The sequence below is a fragment of the Candidatus Thiosymbion oneisti genome, assembly GCF_900092655.1.
Taxonomy (GTDB): Bacteria; Pseudomonadota; Gammaproteobacteria; order Chromatiales; family Chromatiaceae; genus Thiosymbion; species Thiosymbion oneisti.
The window spans coordinates 1-15242 of sequence record NZ_FLUY01000587.1 but is presented as its reverse complement, the minus strand read 5'-3'; the positions used below and the strand labels follow the sequence as shown (position 1 = coordinate 15242).

Below are 15242 nucleotides of genomic sequence, written 5' to 3'. Positions count from 1 at the left end.
CTATGTCTCCAAAACGTGCGCAATGAGCTTATGAATACGTGAGAAACGTGTCTTTACGCCCGTAACATTCCAAATCCTATTAGAAATCGCAGTGACGAAGTCCCGATCGGATTCCAACAGATTGATAAAGGCCTCGTTCACAGCCTCCTTACGCCCAATCAATCGCTCTGCTTGCTCATCGTCCAAACCCCCCAAGGCTACGCTCCAAGCCTCAAACAATGCCTTATTGATGGGAGACTTTCCAGACCAACCTCGTCGCTGCCTCCGGAAGCCAAGGCCTCCGAAGATCTGGAACGCCCGCTCCATGGCCCGCTCGAATCCAGCGCGGTAACCGACGAAAGATTGCTCATCCTTCTCGTTGAGTTGCTCCATCGTGTCGGACAAAAATTTATCGAGATCCGGTTTGTCGTAGGCATCAATGCCTCGAATACTGAAGGCCAGATAACGGAGTACACACTCGCGATCGGCCATGCGATCGTCTTTCATGCTCCCGCCGGTTGCCCTCAAGAAGGCCTCACCGGCGGCCAGCTCTTTGAGGAGTTTGGTCACGGGGCCTTGGTACAAGGCATGGCGGATCTCCTGGGCCGACAGGGGCATCCCGCCGGTGTTGATGCGCTTGAAGATGGTTTGAGTAACAGCCTTTGAGCTACTGGCTTGGATAATGTGGAAGACCGGCTCGGATTCGAGAATCCGGCGCTGCATGGGGCGGGGAAGGTCGCCAAACTTCTGACCATTGAACTGTTTCAGGAACTCCAGGCCTTCCAGAGCGAATGCCCGTTCACGAATAAACTGATTGAGCGCCGTCAAACGTTGCAGCCCGTCGACGACGATCCAGTTTCCATCCGCATCCGAGGCCACATAGAACACCGGCAGTGGGATGTTCAGGAGTAAGGACTCGATCAGGCGACTCTTACCTCTTTTCGACCAGATACCGCCTTTGCGCTGAAAATCCGGATTCAGATCGATTTCATCATGATCGAGCCGCTTTATCAGACTATCCATACTTGGGTTCTTCGTCTTGATGTCGATATCCTTGGGATCGAAAGGGTCAGTGATTTCAGGGTGTTCATCGCTTCCATCCGGCTCGCGTTCCACACCGCTGGCACGTCCCTCGGAATTCAATTCCTCTTCAATCGCTTCGTTCGAGTTTTCGTTCATGGTTGGCTATCAAGTCCCATGAGGCTAGGTATCAAGTCCCGCTCGGTTATCGGCTTGTTTTTTTGCTCGTTCCCACGCTCGAGCGTGGGAACGCCGTCTTGTCCGCTCCAGCGGACTTTGCTCCTCCGGACTTAATAGGCGTTTACGCTAGCATCTAGTTTCGACTTATGTTGCAAGTTCATAGTATCTGCTGGCTCACACGCTTTGCTTACCCGTTCTAGTGTGTGGACTAGCAATATCGATCGAAACCAGGTACTAGGTCCTGTTGACATTTAACTAACCGACTGTTTTCACATGTTGAATGACTGCAACATTCCGGCGGTCCGCACAGCGGACCCTACAGTCAATCAGCTGGTTAGCGTAGGGTCCGCTGTGCGGACCTGCTAAATGTCAACACGACCTAGCCTATCTGGCCGCTTATCGACGCTGGAGCGTCTGGATTTGCTCCCACGCTGGAGCGTGGGAGCCAGCAAATTCCGAAGGTACCAAAGCTACCAGTCACTTGTCACGGTAGGTCGGGTTAGGCGCGCCTTCGGAGGTTGGTGTGTACCGGCGAGGCCGAACGCGCCGTAACCCGACAAGGCGGTGTATCGAATCCGCGGATGACGCCGCTGTATGCAGCCGGCTGCGTTTGAATCTGCGTCTTCTACGGAGCAGGCAAGCCGCGCACGATCGCTTGGCCGCTGGTCTCCGGTCTCGATTTCCCAGGGACGCAGACCCCGGGTTACTTGGTCGGCGACTTGAATGGATTCATGATCATGAGTTCACCGCAGGTCTGGCCGTCCTGGAGGTCCTCGGTCCAGAGACGCCGCGCATCACTTTTGATCGCGGACTCGATGATCAGGCTATCCCAGAAGGAAAGATTGGCGGTTTCGACTCGTCTCGTGGCAGCGACAATCAGCGGCACTGAAATGGAAACAATGAAAAAATGATATAAAAGTAGTATAACCACTACCTACATTGGGCCAATGCTGTACTACCTATCAACTCAAAATTTAAACAGATCTTTCCTCATAGTACCGATTGAATCGGCAACGGTTCAGGGGTATGCCAGAAAATAATAATTGGTACCATTATAGAATTGATCCAGAAGGTCCTGTCTTGAGAACGGTGGCTTTTTCGCCAGCCAGTTTTCCATAAGGGTCAATTTCAGGCCGCATTGTTCCACCAGGATTTCATAGACATCCGCTGGCCCGTCTCCATAGTAATCGGCGCCGCCTGCACCATGCTCAAACACGATATAGGGTCTGTTGTTTTTTATGGTTTGCAGGGCGCCGCGAAAAAAACCCACCTCACCGCCTTCAATATCCACCTTGATGAAGTCAATGGGGGTTCCCGGCGGCAAAAAGTTGTCGAGCGTATCCGTTTGCACGCTGATTTTTCCTATGACCTCGTTGTCCCGGTCGTAACGCCGTTTTTTCAGACCACTGTATCCCGGGTTGGATACCACGTGCTGGAATTCGGAGGAACCGACTTTGTCACTGAGGGCGGCACAGGAAACGCTGACATTGGGCAGAACGCCGAATTGCTCTTGCAGTCCTTGACATAACTCGGGTATCGGCTCGAAGGCATAGTGTTGTCCACGGGGGGAGAAATCCAGCATCTTTTTCAAAATTTCTCCCACGTGACAGCCTACATCCACGCAGTTTGATTTCTCCGAGATGACCTTTTTCATGACCGAAAAGGTTTGTTGGTCATAGATAACATTCAACGGGGGAAGGTTCTCGGTTTCCTGTGGTGGGAGTTCAGTCTTGCGGAAGAGTTTGAACAGGTTCATTGCAAACGGATACCTCATGCGATCACCTTATACTACTCTTGGTACAATGCCGAGCCTTCGCTTGACGGCTTGGGATACTCGGCCAGGGTCTGCTGGGGACAGTTTGCCAGTCCCTCCTTGAGGGCAGCCAGTATCAGCGATTGCAGGAAGATACCGAGAGCCACATAGGCACCAGAGGACCCGTCGCCAGGTGGGATTCCATATAGATAGAGCACGACCGGCGCGCTGAAGGAGCGATAATATTTAAACAAGTGACAGGACGATCTTTCCGAAATGGGCGCTCGCTTCCATTTCACGCTGGGCCTGGGCCACGTCGTCCAGCCGGTAGACCTTGTGAATCAGGGGCACGACCTTGCGCTCCGCCAGCAGGGGCAGCACGCGGTGTGAGAACTCGGCGACGATCGCCGCCTTTTCAGGCACCGACCGTGATCTGAGCACGGAGCCGATGACCTGCTGGCGTTTGACCATCATCAGGGCCAGGTTGAGCTCCGCCTTGATACCACTGGTCACGCCGATGAGCACCAAGCGTCCGCCGACGGCGAGCGACTTCATGTTGGAGGCCAGATAGGCGGCGCCGATATGGTCGAGAATCACCTGCACCCCCCGCCCGTCCGTAACGCGCCGGACCTCCTCGGCGAAATCCTGGGATCGGTAGTCGATGACCGGATCCGCCCCCAGCGCCGCGACCCGCTCCAGCTTGCCCGGCGAGGCCGTGACCAGGACCTTCGCGGCGGGCGTCAAGGCCCGGCAAAGCTGAACGGCGGCGGTATTAACACCGCCGCCCCCGCCGTGCAGCAGGACGCCGTCACCGTCCTTGAGGCCGCCGATCATGAAGACATTGAGGTAGGCGGTAATATAGGCCTCGCAGATACCGGCCGCTTCCTCGAAATTCATAGTCTCCGGGATCCGCATCAGGTGATCCGCGTAGGCGACGGCATATTCCGCATAGCCCCCGCCGCCCACTAGGCCCATCACCCGGTCGCCGACGGACCAGCGGTCCACCCCCGCGCCGAGCGCCCGGACGGTCCCGGCCACCTCCAGGCCCAGGAGCTCCGAATCCCCCTTGGGCGGGGGATACTTGCCCTCACGCTGGACGATGTCCGGGCGGTTGACCGAGGTGGCCGCCACCTCCACTAACGCCTGGCCGTTACCAGGCGTCGGTCGCTCCGCCTCCCCGATGCGCAGGACCTCCGCCCCGCCGAATTTATCGATCAGTACCGCCTTCATCGTCGCATTCGTGGCCGTTGACATTTATCTGATCTCGGGTAATTGCAAGGCTTTCGGGTAGTGGTTGAATTTTAAGTTGTGAAGTTTGCCGGATGCTCTTCATCGCAACCGAGCCTGTCATCTCGACCGCAGGGAACTGTCATCCCGAGCGTAGCGAGGGATCTTCAAAACCAATCCACACTGAGGTCTCTCCATTGAGGATTCATCGTCTCTCTACGATTCTCGGCCGCCCAGGCAACCAGAGGCCCCTGAGGTCGATCGACACCGATTCGAATGGTGGTGCAACCACCTGATCGGCATCGGCGAAGCGGTCGATCTCGAGCCAGGCACCAGCGTCGAGTCGGTAGGCCTCCAGGGTATGCGCGACCGGATCGATCAACCACGCATACGGTACGCCATAGTGGGCGTACAGCGGCAGCTTGATCTCACGATCCCTACTCGCGGTAGAGGGAGAAAAGATCTCGCATACCCAGTCGGGAACCACCTCGAAGCGATGATCCTCCGGGGGTATCGGCATCCGCTCACGCCGCCAACCGGCCAGATCCGGCACGGTTACCTCCGCATCCCGCAGAAAGTGCACCTCCGGCTCGGTGAAGATCCACCAGCCGCCGGGGCCACCGTCACCAAAATCAAAGTAGCGACCAATGATACGGTCCAGACAATTGGCAGCGCGGCCATGTGGACCCGACGGACGCGGATGGGTGTGCAGTTGCCCATTCAGGATTTCTCCGGTCACCCCTGTGGGCAAACCCTCCAGGAGCTCATAGAGCGTCGGTTGGCTTGCTGGTTGCATGAGGGTTTATCGCTCAACGTCTGGCCGTTACCGGGCGTCGGCCGCTCCGCCTCCCAATGCCTAGGACCTCCGCCGCCGAATTTATCGATCAGTACCGCCTTCATCGTCGAACCAGAGATTAGGCGTTCTCCGAGGCAAGGCCCAGCAGACGCCGGATATGACTATCACTCTGATCTCAGCATGTTACGCACCTGCAAGCGCAGATGAAATCACGGGTTCAGGTATATATCAATACCAAGTCTTTGTATCTAACTAGATCAAGGTACAGGTAATTCATAAATTATCCAGAGTCACTTGAACAGACGAAAGTATTTCAAGCTGTTCCAAAATCTTAGCTTTAGCGGTTTCCAGCTTTTCGTAGCGCTCTGCTATTGCTATCTGTGTATCTAGGTCAAAGTCGCCACCTTCGTTTACTGGTACATCCACAGAAACGACCTGTCGGATGTTTTTCAACGATGCTCTATACGTCCTGTCAAACCCGTACTGGTCCTTCGTGCTTTTCAGTGCGTAATAGATATACTTAGGATGCAGATCAATTTCTTCGGTAGTCAGTCTGCCACAATGGTCCGTAGTGGCAAACTCGACATTTTCGGGGATGTATCCCCAATCAAATACGCCATCTATACCCCATATCAAAGACGGGCGACTAAAGTCATTCAGATTTGAGTCTTCAATAAAGCCAAAAGGCTCATTTACATTTGCGCTATATGCAGGGATACCTTCTTCAAGCTGATCTTTTTTCAATATTCTCTCACCTATTTCAAGGCTAAAGAAAGATTCTTCATCAAGCCTGATTGTTTTAAGCCTGACCGCATCACCCGAGCCATTATTTGTTAATTCATTATCAAGCAATGATGATATTGTATTGTTGGCTTTATTTACCATCTGGAAGTATTCATGCTCACTAACTTCCCTGATACTATCCTCCACACCTAAAGATACTCTTTCTTCTTTACTCCACCAGCGGTCAACTAACCAGTTTGTTTTTTTGCTGAATTCATCAAACTTGACGACTTTACAGCGTTTCGACATGCTTTTAAAGTAGGATGGGGCACCTTTAAACTGATTAAACGAAGAAACCAATTCAGCTAAATCATTCTTATCCGTAAGCCAACGATTAGCATCACGTGTTTCACCAATTTCACTGACAAGATAAGTGAACACGGGGCTTTCCTGTTCTTCGTTGGTATCCGTCTTCTTTCTTAGGACAAGTATGTAGGTCTTCTTCGGTGTAGAATAGAAGGTTCTGGTAGGGAGGGAAACAATACCTTGAATGATACAATAGGTTTTTAAGTATGCCAGCATTACAGCCTGATTCAGCAGGCCATCAGGAACAACAACCAATGCCTGGCCGTCGATTTTTAAATTGCTGACAATCCATTCCATAGAAAGGGTTTCCGTGCCTCTCCCCCCGGATGTGTAGTGAGTAGATAATCCTTCTTCATCAATAGCGCGCTTAAGGCTGCTTGAACCGCTGGTAACATAAGGAGGATTGGTTAGAATCAAGTCGAAAGGCTCACTATTAACTCTGCCGAATGTGCCCAAATTAGAGCGTAGAAGGTGGAACACCTCATTAAATGCACCTTCCGAAAACGCTTTTAGGTAATCTTTTGTAGGATACTTAACCAATAAGTCAGAAAAATAAATGAGCATATTGGCCTTTGCCAAAATAATAGTGCGCTCATCCTCTTTCTCATCACTACCCTTATCATAACCAATAACTGTGATTTGGGGCAGTACTTTTCCGTCTACCGGCTCAAACTCTCTCCATATCTGCTTATTCTCAGAGATTAGTTCCAAAAGGAACCCCCCAACACCGCAGAATGGATCGCATACTCTAGATCCTTTCTTTAGTTGCGAGGCATCAGACATGGCAACAACCGCTTTTAGCACATTGCGCGGCGTGAAATACTGCCCTAAGAAGCGTATGCCCGCATTCTGTCGCAGAAAGGACTCATACAGTCGCGTCTTAAATTCTTTCTTAATGTATTTAAATGATCCAAACTCACTGTCATAGTCCTGCAAGTCGCGCAGAACCTCACCGAACAAACTTGCCTGCGCTATGTTCGGTTCGCCCTTTTCGTTAACAAAAATAGTACCATTGATTACGGTCGTTCCATCTTTTCCTTCAGGAAATAATTCTCGTATTTCTTTCCGACAAATATTGGCATAATGCTTTAATGCTTCAATGGATGATTCAGCCTGCGTTAAGGCATATACAGAGCTAAAATTATTATGTGAGCGCAGAACCCCAAGATCGCTGAGAAACTTAAATACGAATAGCTCCACCACATTGTAAAGACACTTTTCCGGCTCTTTGCCGGTATTAATCCATATCTTTTGCCAGATGGTTCTGGCTAATTGTGAAGGGTCTAATACTTCTGGCAGGGCAATCGTGTTATTTTTTTCAGTCAGCGAATGGTCGATTTTATCGATAAGCTGTTCGAGTGCTACCACCTCCTCATTGGATAGGGAACCTTCCTCTATGGGCTGGGTATCGAATACCTGCTTAAGTTCCTTTCCATTTTCAGAAAGGATGCGCTCACCATTCAGCGCATTAACCCAAACGGTTTTCTTGCCTGATGTAACAATCAGTAGCTTGCATAACTGTTTGGCAACTTCTATTTCTTGATTTATTGCCCTGTCTACCTGAGATTTCGTTTGAAGCTCCGATGGCTGTTTGTACTCAATAATAGCTTTGACATCACCACCTGTAAGTACAACTAGTCCGTCCGGCTTCTTCTGCGCAATATCCTGTGTGAATTTCCCTTTAATTACTTTCTGCTTTTTCAGTTGAGAAAGTGTAGAACTGCCAATTCGGTAATAAAGATACCGCCCCAGCAGCTTTGGGGAAATCTGTATTAATTCTTCGCTCATCTGCTCGCGATCTGGAAGTGGACCCCGAGACAGACCCGCACCGGAGCCGCGGATGGCCGTGGTTCCCCCCACGGCATCCGGACAACCCGGCGCGGACCCTACTCGCGCGGTCGTTAACCGCCCAGGACCGATTTCAAGGTGGTACCCAGCTCGGATGGCGAGGCCGAGACATGGATGCCCGCACGCTTCATCGCCTCGATCTTCTCCTTGGCGCCGCCCTTGCCGCCGGCGATGATCGCGCCCGCATGGCCCATACGGCGGCCCGGCGGTGCGGTCAGCCCGGCGATGAAGCCCACCGTCGGCTTCTTGATCTTGGACTGCTTGAGGAAATCCGCGGCGTCTTCCTCTGCCGTGCCCCCGATCTCGCCGATCATGATGATGGACTCGGTCTTGGGGTCCTTCAGGAACAGATCTAGGCAGTCGATGAAGTTGGTGCCGTTGACCGGATCACCGCCGATGCCGATGCAGGTAGACTGCCCCAGACCCACCACCGTGGTTTGCGCCACCGCCTCATAGGTCAGGGTCCCGGAGCGGGAGACGATACCCACACTCCCCGGCTTGTGGATGTGGCCGGGCATGATGCCGATCTTGCACTCATCGGGGGTGATGACGCCGGGGCAGTTGGGCCCCACCAGCCGGGTCTTGGAGCCGGTGAGCACCCGCTTCACCTTCACCATATCCGCCACCGGAACCCCTTCCGTGATGCAGACCACCAGCGGAATCTCGGCATCGACCGCCTCCATGATGGCGTCCGCGGCGAAGGGCGGCGGCACATAGATGACAGTGGCCGTGGCGCCGGTCTTGGCCACCGCGTCGGCCACCGTATCGAAGACCGGGAGCCCCAGATGCTTTGTTCCTCCCTTGCCGGGGGTGACGCCGCCGACCAGCTTGGTCTTATAGGCGATCGCCTGTTCCGAATGGAAGGTGCCCTGGGCGCCGGTGAAGCCCTGACAAATGACCTTGGTATCTTTATCGACGAGAACTGACATTAGTGTGCCTCCTTCAGGGCCGCGACGACCTTCTTCGCGGCGTCACCGAGACTGTCCGCGGATACGATGTCCAATCCGGATTTGTCGAGAATCGCCTTGCCCTTATCCACATTGGTGCCCTCCAGCCGCACCACCAGGGGCACATGGATATCGAGCTCCTTGGCCGCCGCCACGATGCCCTCGGCGATGGTGTCGCAGCGCATGATGCCGCCGAAGATATTGACCAGGATGCCCTTCACGTTGGGATCGGAGAGGATGATCTTGAAGGCGACGGTCACCCGCTCGGCGCTGGCGCCGCCCCCCACGTCCAGAAAGTTGGCCGGATCGCTGCCCTCGAGCTTGATGATGTCCATGGTCGCCATGGCCAGTCCCGCGCCGTTGACCATACAGCCGATGGAGCCGTCCAGCTTGATATAGTTGAGCTCGTGCTGGCTCGCCTCCAGCTCGGCCGCGTCCTCCTCGCTCTCGTCCCGCAGATCGGCGACCTCCTTCTGGCGGAACAGGCCGTTGTTGTCGAAGTTCATCTTGGCATCTAGGGCCACCAGATCCCCCGCGCCGGTCACCACCAGCGGGTTGATCTCCACCAGGCTCGCGTCCAGCTGCGTATAGGCCTTGTACATGCCCTGCAGAAACTTCACCGCCGAGCGGATCTGCGGACCCTCCAGGCCCAGCCCGAAGGCCAGCTTGCGGGCATGAAACGGCTGCAGGCCGATGGCCGGGTCGATGGCCACCTTGATGATCTTCTCCGGGGTCTTGGCGGCCACCTCCTCGATGTCCATACCGCCCTCGGTGGAGGCCATCACGGTCACCCAGCTGGTCGCGCGGTCCAGCAACACGCTCAGATAGAGCTCGCGGGCGATGTCGCAGCCCTCCTCGATATAGACCCGCTTCACCTCCTTGCCCCCAGGTCCGGTCTGATGGGTGACCAGCTTCATCCCCAACATCTGGTTGGCGGTCTTCTTGACCTCATCGCGGGATTTGACCACCTTCACCCCGCCGCCCTTGCCGCGGCCCCCGGCGTGGATCTGGGCCTTGACCACCCACACCGACCCGCCCAGCTCCTGAGCGGCCACCTCCGCCTCGTGGGGCGTAAACGCGACTCGGCCCTTGGGTACGGCTACGCCGAACTTGGCTAGGAGCCCTTTGGCTTGATATTCATGGATATTCATGCGTTCGTCATCCTCATGTATCCACCCGAATGCAAAGAGGAAGCCCCGGCTGTTGGCACCAGGTGTACCAGCTTCCTCCCGTCGCAAGCCATCTGATCGGATCCAGACGGCAGCTGCGGATCGGGTGGCATCGGCTTGATGAGATTTTTGTCTGTCGGAATCCGGGAAACCTTGCCGCCATGCGGCAACCCCTAAAAATACCTTACCGACGGGGTTTAACGCCAGTCCCAATCAGTCGTCGGCTCTGTTTTTTCCATATTCGATCCGACCTGGGCCGCGACGCGGTAGGGAGGCGAGCAGCGGGTCGGGTCAGGCGCGCTGGTGATGCGAACGTGGGTAACCGAGATAGAGAAATGGGTTATTCCGCAAACACATCCTCCAGGGATTTGGCGTCCAATACGCGATCGGCCCACTGTTCGATGGTATTCGGGTCGGCTTCGTAGATCCGCTCACAGATTTCGGCAGGTAAGGGTCCAAAACGACGGGGAAGCAGGCGAAGCAACAGCTTGGCTTCCCCTTTCGCTTCCCCCTCCAGCAGACCTTTTCGCATACCTTGTTGCATGCCTTGTTGCATGCCTTGTTGCATGCCTTGCTGTATACCTTCCTGTAAGGCTTGGTGGCGAACCGCTTTCTCAATATCCTGGGCGAATTGGGACATCATGGTTTCTTCCTCCTCCGGTCGTACCTCTCGGATAATTCTGCGCAGCGTTTGTTCATCGTAACAATAGACATAGACCAGGTACCGGACGATGGGATGAAGATCTTCGGGCGCGTTTCGGAGCGCCTCGATCAAGCGCTCCCTGATCGCCATCTGGTGTGCCTTTCTGGTGGCGTATTTCAGGGCCAACAGCCGGGCGCGCAAGCGGCGATCTTGGGACAATTCTCGATCTGGAACTCTGCCGAGGTCCAGCACCGAAGTTTGCCGCGCCGTATGTTTGTATCTATATTGGGTTCATGATCGTCTGGGATGAATCGAAGCGCCAGCGTAACCTCAAGAACCATGACCTGGATTTCAGCGGCTGCGAGGTGGTGTTCGATTACCCGGTGGTCGCTTGGGATGATGACCGTGAAGCCTACGGCGAGCAGCGTATCAATCTACTCGGTTGGCTCGAGGGCATCGTCGTGCACATGACCTATGTGGAGCGCGGCAAGCATGTACAGATAATCTCGTTGCGCAGGGCGAAAAAGCATGAAGTCCGACGATATATCCAAGAAATTTCCCGCTGATTCGAGGGAGTGGGCACGGGTGATCGCACAGGCACCGGGCGAAGATCGGCCGGCGACGGTGGCCGAGCGGGCTGCGTGGTCCGCTGCCGTGGTGGTAAAGGAAGGTGGCTACCCGGCAGTCCGTGAGGCACTCGCTAAGGGACGCGCCCCACCGTCTTCATCAGCTACGCCACGGCAGCCCGCGGAGGACAGGAAAGCGTAGCGCATCCCGCCCATTGCTCTGGATTCCGGCGTCCCAGCCGGAATGACAGCCTGATGTTTTGGAGTTTTTCTCGTTCCCACGCGCTGCGTGGGAATGCGGAAGCTCCGCGCCGCGGAGTGTCTCGAAGACGCTATGAGCCGTAACCGCTGCCGTTTACAAGAGAGGAGGGTTAAAGATACGGCTCACTCAGAGTTCGCGGCGGGATGCGCTACGCTTTTCCGCCCTACGGCCCTGAAGACTCAACGGAGAGTCCTGAACACTCGGTGGAGAGTCTTGAGGACTCAACGGAAAGTGTTGAACACTCAACCGAGAGTCTTGAAGACTCAACGGAGAGGTTCGGAACCTCGATGGAGAGCCTGGGTAGGGCTAGGGTCCTTAATTTTGAACCACAGAGAACACAGAGAATTGACCGGTTCCTCTTCTCGGTGTCCTCTGTGTTCTCTGTGGTTTGATTATGAACCGGTTTAAACTTGACACCCTTTGCGTCCTGTGCGCCTTTGTGGTTCAAATACAGCCTTTGCGCACCCGGAACCACCCATGGACCGATCCACCGTCTTCATCAGCTATAGCCACGACAGCCCCGAACACGCCGAGCGGGTGCGGGGGTTGGCCGCCAGCCTGGAGCGTGACGGCTGCACCTGTCATCTCGATGTCCACAAGGATACGGACGAGGACTGGCCGACCTGGATGACCTGCCAGCTCGTGGAAGCGGACACCGTTCTCTGCGTGGTGACAGCCACCTACGCACGACGCTTCCGCGACCAAGAGCTACCCGATGTGGGACTGGGCGTCGGCTGGGAGGCCGGCCTGATCCGGCGCTTGCTCTACGCGAAAAAGCTGCACAACGACCGCATCTTTCCGGTCCTCTTCGATGCCGCGGACCGGCGACATATCCCACTCGAACTCGATGGATACGACCATTTCCTGCTCGACGGAGATGATGGATACGAGACCCTGCTGCGCAAGCTCCTAGGCCGTCCGCTCTATGAACAGCCCCAACCCGGCCAAGCGCCGCATCTGCCGACCCAAACAACCGAACCCCGGTTCAAGCGGCCCGGCGGGTCCGAGTCGGTCGAGCCGGACAAGCCACAGACCGGCCCGACGTCCACTGCTTCCCTGCCCCAACGGATCGCCCCTTCCCGGCTGCTCGATCTGGGCGTCGCCAGTCGCTTCGATGAGCTGGTGGGACGCGAGCAAGAGCGCCAAATCCTGGATGCTGCCTGGCAGGATCGGGATACCCAGATATTGATCTTCGTCGCCCCGGGCGGGGTGGGCAAGACCTCCCTGATTACGGATTGGATGGTGGAGATCCTCCACAACCACCGAGGGTATCGCAAAAGCCCCTCTCCCGGCCGGGAGAGGGGTTGGGGAGAGGGGGTCAAAGGGCGAGAGGGGGTCAAAGGGCGAAGATCGATACCTTTTGCGACACCCTCCCAGCGGGAGGATTTGGGTGCCTTCTTTGACTGGTCCTTCTACAGCCAAGGCACTCGGGACCAGGGCGCGGCCAACAGCGGCCCATTCCTGGACGCCGCCCTGCGCCACTTCGGCGAATCCGATCTGGCCGACAGCCCGGCCCTTGCTGACACCAAATCTGACCGGCTGGCCGAGCGCATAGCGGAGACCCGAACCCTGCTCCTGCTCGACGGCGTCGAGCCCCTGCAGCACCTCCAGCGTGCAGGTGGCCTGGAGGGCCGGCTCAAGGATCAGGGTTTGGAGCGCTTCCTCAAACGACTGGCCCAATTGCCTAGCGCGGGCGGCCTGTGTGTCCTCACCAGCCGACTGCCCCTGACGGACCTGAAACCCTTCCACGGCATCAGCGTGCGGGAAGAACGACTCGATAACCTATCCGCGCCGGCCGCTGCTCGACTCTTGCACCGGGCCGGCGCTCGCCGTGCCGGCGCCGCCGCGATCGATCCCGACGACCCGGAGCTAGTCGAAGCGGTGCGGGAGCTGCAGGGCCATGCCCTGACCGTCCAATTGTTGGGGAGTTATCTCAGGCACGCCCAACAAGGGGACATCCGCCGCCGTGACCGCGTGGATTGGACCTCGGCCCTCGACCAGGAGCAGGAGGGCCATGCCCATTCCCTGATGGGCGCCTACGAACACTGGTTCGAGCAGCAAGGAGACCTCGGCCGTCGCCAACTGGCTGTTTTACGGCTGCTTGGCTTCTTTGATCGCCCGGCGCGTCTGGACCTGCTGGAAGCCCTGCGGACCGGGGCCGCCGTCTCCGGCCTCACCGAGGCCCTGGCCGGACCGAATTGGAGGCCGGAGGACTGGAACCGGATACTCATAAGTCTGGCCGAGGATCACCGGCTGATCTCACTCCAACGCTCGGACAGCGGCGGTATCGAGCAGATCGATACCCACCCATTGATCCGGGCCTGGTTCGCCCACCGGCTGCGGCACAGTAATAACGCTGCCTGGATGGAGGGCCACCGGCGTCTGTACCAGTACCTATGCGACACCACCGAGCACCGGCCCGATGGTCTGGAGGGCCTGCAACCCCTGTATCAGGCCGTGGCACATGGTTGTCAGACCGGACTACATCAACAGGCCCTAGACGCCGTTTACCGCGAGCGCATCCTGCGGGGCGCCGACTTCTACAGCACGAGGAAGCTCGGGGCTATCGGCGCCGATCTGGGGGCGGTGGCCTGCTTCTTCGACCGACTCTGGGACCGAATTTCGCCTAACCTCTCGGCCCCGGACCAGAGTTGGCTGCTCAACGAGGCGGCCTTCTTCCTACGCGCCCTGGGCCGGTTGGCCGAATCGCTGGAGCCGATGCGGGCGGGGTTGGAGATGGCTATCGGGCAGGAGAACTGGAAATCTGCCGCAACTAGCGCCTCTAATTTGAGTGGGCTGGAGCTGACATTGGGCGATCCGGCCGCTGCCATTGCCGACGCTGAGCGGTCGGTCGGCTTTGCCGACCGCAGTAGGGATAAGTTCTGGCGGATGGGTACCCGCACGACCCAGGCCGATGCTTTGTATCAGGCGGGCCGGACGGAGGAGGCCCGGCGCCTGTTCATCAAGGTCGAATCCATGCAGCCCGAGCGACAACCGTACTATCCCCGGCTCTACTCGTTGAGGGGTTTCCGCTACCGCGACCTGCTGCTGTCCGAATCTGAGCGTGCGGCCTGGCGATTGGTACTGGACCCCGAGGCCCGGATCCCGGATCTTGCTGCTCTGCAAGCTACCTGTGACCAAATCACCGAGCGGGCCAAACAGACCCTCGAATGGGTTCGAGGAAAACTCGGCTTGCTTGACGAGGCACTGGACCGGCTCAATCTGGGCCGTGCGGCGCTCTATCAGACCCTCCTGACCACACAGATTCGGAGGCGTAAAGACACAACGGATTCGGCCCCATCCGCAATCCGGATCCCCCCGGCCGCCAGCGACCATCTGACCAAAGCGGTCGCCGGTATCCGCGAGTCTGGCTTCATGGAATTCCTCCCCCGCGGATTGCTCACACGGGCCTGGCAGCGGTGGTTGACGGGTGATCCCAAGAATGCCGTCGCGGATCTGGACGAGGTCTGGGAGATCGCCGAGCGCGGTCCCATGCCCCTCTACCAGGCGGATTGCCTGCTCACCCGGGTCCGGCTGTTCGGACGGCAGAACCACTATCCCTGGGACTCGGCGCGGGAGGATCTTGCCCAGGCCCGCCGCTTGATCGACAAACACGGCTACCACCGCCGCGACCAGGAGCTCGCCGATACCGAAAGCTGCCTTTGAACCTCTCTGGCTCCCACGCTCCAGCGTGGGAGCAGACCTTGTCCCGACGGAGGAGGGATCTGATGCTCCAGCGTCGATTAAGCGCTTCAGTCGGCTA

At 56.8% G+C, this 15242-nt stretch carries 12 protein-coding genes; 2 read left to right on the top strand and 10 right to left on the bottom strand.

Annotated elements, in window-relative coordinates:
* The 10 genes from BQ17_RS06405 to BQ17_RS06360 form a co-directional block, all read right to left on the bottom strand.
* Complete coding sequence (locus tag BQ17_RS06405) at window positions 1–1158, bottom strand: DUF262 domain-containing protein (RefSeq protein WP_089725368.1); 1158 nt, start codon at window positions 1156–1158, stop codon at window positions 1–3.
* A 724-nt stretch (window positions 1159–1882) separates the two neighbouring features.
* A complete protein-coding gene (locus BQ17_RS06400; RefSeq protein ID WP_133510580.1) occupies window positions 1883–2065 on the bottom strand; it encodes a PIN domain-containing protein in 183 nt (60 codons plus the stop codon).
* A gap of 132 nt (window positions 2066–2197) precedes the next feature.
* A complete protein-coding gene (locus BQ17_RS06395; RefSeq protein WP_176722321.1) occupies window positions 2198–2935 on the bottom strand; it encodes an FkbM family methyltransferase in 738 nt (245 codons plus the stop codon).
* A gap of 32 nt (window positions 2936–2967) precedes the next feature.
* Window positions 2968–3186 (bottom strand): nitroreductase family protein, encoded by a 219-nt coding sequence (locus BQ17_RS06390; protein ID WP_089725362.1) that lies wholly within the window; start codon window positions 3184–3186, stop codon window positions 2968–2970.
* Window positions 3179–4186: an NAD(P)H-quinone oxidoreductase gene (locus BQ17_RS06385; RefSeq protein WP_218068135.1), complete on the bottom strand. Its 1008-nt coding sequence runs from the start codon at window positions 4184–4186 to the stop codon at window positions 3179–3181. The genes BQ17_RS06390 and BQ17_RS06385 overlap by 8 nt, the downstream gene beginning before the upstream one ends.
* Window positions 4187–4364: 178 nt before the next feature.
* Window positions 4365–4955: a Uma2 family endonuclease gene (locus tag BQ17_RS06380; protein WP_089725358.1), complete on the bottom strand. Its 591-nt coding sequence runs from the start codon at window positions 4953–4955 to the stop codon at window positions 4365–4367.
* A gap of 273 nt (window positions 4956–5228) precedes the next feature.
* Window positions 5229–7832: an N-6 DNA methylase gene (locus BQ17_RS06375; protein ID WP_089725396.1), complete on the bottom strand. Its 2604-nt coding sequence runs from the start codon at window positions 7830–7832 to the stop codon at window positions 5229–5231.
* 113 nt (window positions 7833–7945) lie between these two features.
* Window positions 7946–8821, bottom strand: a complete 876-nt coding sequence (gene sucD / locus BQ17_RS06370) for a succinate--CoA ligase subunit alpha (protein ID WP_089725356.1) — start codon at window positions 8819–8821, stop codon at window positions 7946–7948.
* Window positions 8821–9990, bottom strand: coding sequence for an ADP-forming succinate--CoA ligase subunit beta (gene sucC / locus BQ17_RS06365; RefSeq protein ID WP_089725354.1), 1170 nt, complete (start codon window positions 9988–9990; stop codon window positions 8821–8823). The genes sucD and sucC overlap by 1 nt, the downstream gene beginning before the upstream one ends.
* Window positions 9991–10348: 358 nt before the next feature.
* Window positions 10349–10870 carry a DUF4351 domain-containing protein gene (locus BQ17_RS06360; RefSeq protein ID WP_089725352.1) on the bottom strand — a complete coding sequence of 174 codons (522 nt, stop codon included), beginning with the start codon at window positions 10868–10870 and terminating at the stop codon, window positions 10349–10351.
* 74 nt (window positions 10871–10944) lie between these two features.
* Here BQ17_RS06360 and BQ17_RS06355 point away from each other — a divergent pair, with 74 nt between their 5' ends.
* The gene (locus BQ17_RS06355; protein WP_089725350.1) at window positions 10945–11217 is read left to right on the top strand and encodes a BrnT family toxin; all 273 of its coding nucleotides are present in this window, start codon (window positions 10945–10947) and stop codon (window positions 11215–11217) included.
* 739 nt (window positions 11218–11956) lie between these two features.
* Window positions 11957–15145 (top strand): toll/interleukin-1 receptor domain-containing protein, encoded by a 3189-nt coding sequence (locus BQ17_RS06350; protein ID WP_089725348.1) that lies wholly within the window; start codon window positions 11957–11959, stop codon window positions 15143–15145.
* Window positions 15146–15242: the final 97 nt, after the last annotated feature.

What these genes read in the sequence shown, in the direction of transcription:
- BQ17_RS06405 (WP_089725368.1), bottom strand. Translation starts at nt 1,158, where the DNA reads ATGAACGAAAACTCGAACGAAGCGATTGAAGAGGAATTGAATTCCGAG.
- BQ17_RS06395 (WP_176722321.1), bottom strand. Translation starts at nt 2,935, where the DNA reads ATGAACCTGTTCAAACTCTTCCGCAAGACTGAACTCCCACCACAGGAA.
- BQ17_RS06385 (WP_218068135.1), bottom strand. Translation starts at nt 4,186, where the DNA reads ATGTCAACGGCCACGAATGCGACGATGAAGGCGGTACTGATCGATAAA.
- BQ17_RS06380 (WP_089725358.1), bottom strand. Translation starts at nt 4,955, where the DNA reads ATGCAACCAGCAAGCCAACCGACGCTCTATGAGCTCCTGGAGGGTTTG.
- BQ17_RS06375 (WP_089725396.1), bottom strand. Translation starts at nt 7,832, where the DNA reads ATGAGCGAAGAATTAATACAGATTTCCCCAAAGCTGCTGGGGCGGTAT.
- sucD (WP_089725356.1), bottom strand. Translation starts at nt 8,821, where the DNA reads ATGTCAGTTCTCGTCGATAAAGATACCAAGGTCATTTGTCAGGGCTTC.
- sucC (WP_089725354.1), bottom strand. Translation starts at nt 9,990, where the DNA reads ATGAATATCCATGAATATCAAGCCAAAGGGCTCCTAGCCAAGTTCGGC.
- BQ17_RS06355 (WP_089725350.1), top strand. Translation starts at nt 10,945, where the DNA reads ATGATCGTCTGGGATGAATCGAAGCGCCAGCGTAACCTCAAGAACCAT.
- BQ17_RS06350 (WP_089725348.1), top strand. Translation starts at nt 11,957, where the DNA reads ATGGACCGATCCACCGTCTTCATCAGCTATAGCCACGACAGCCCCGAA.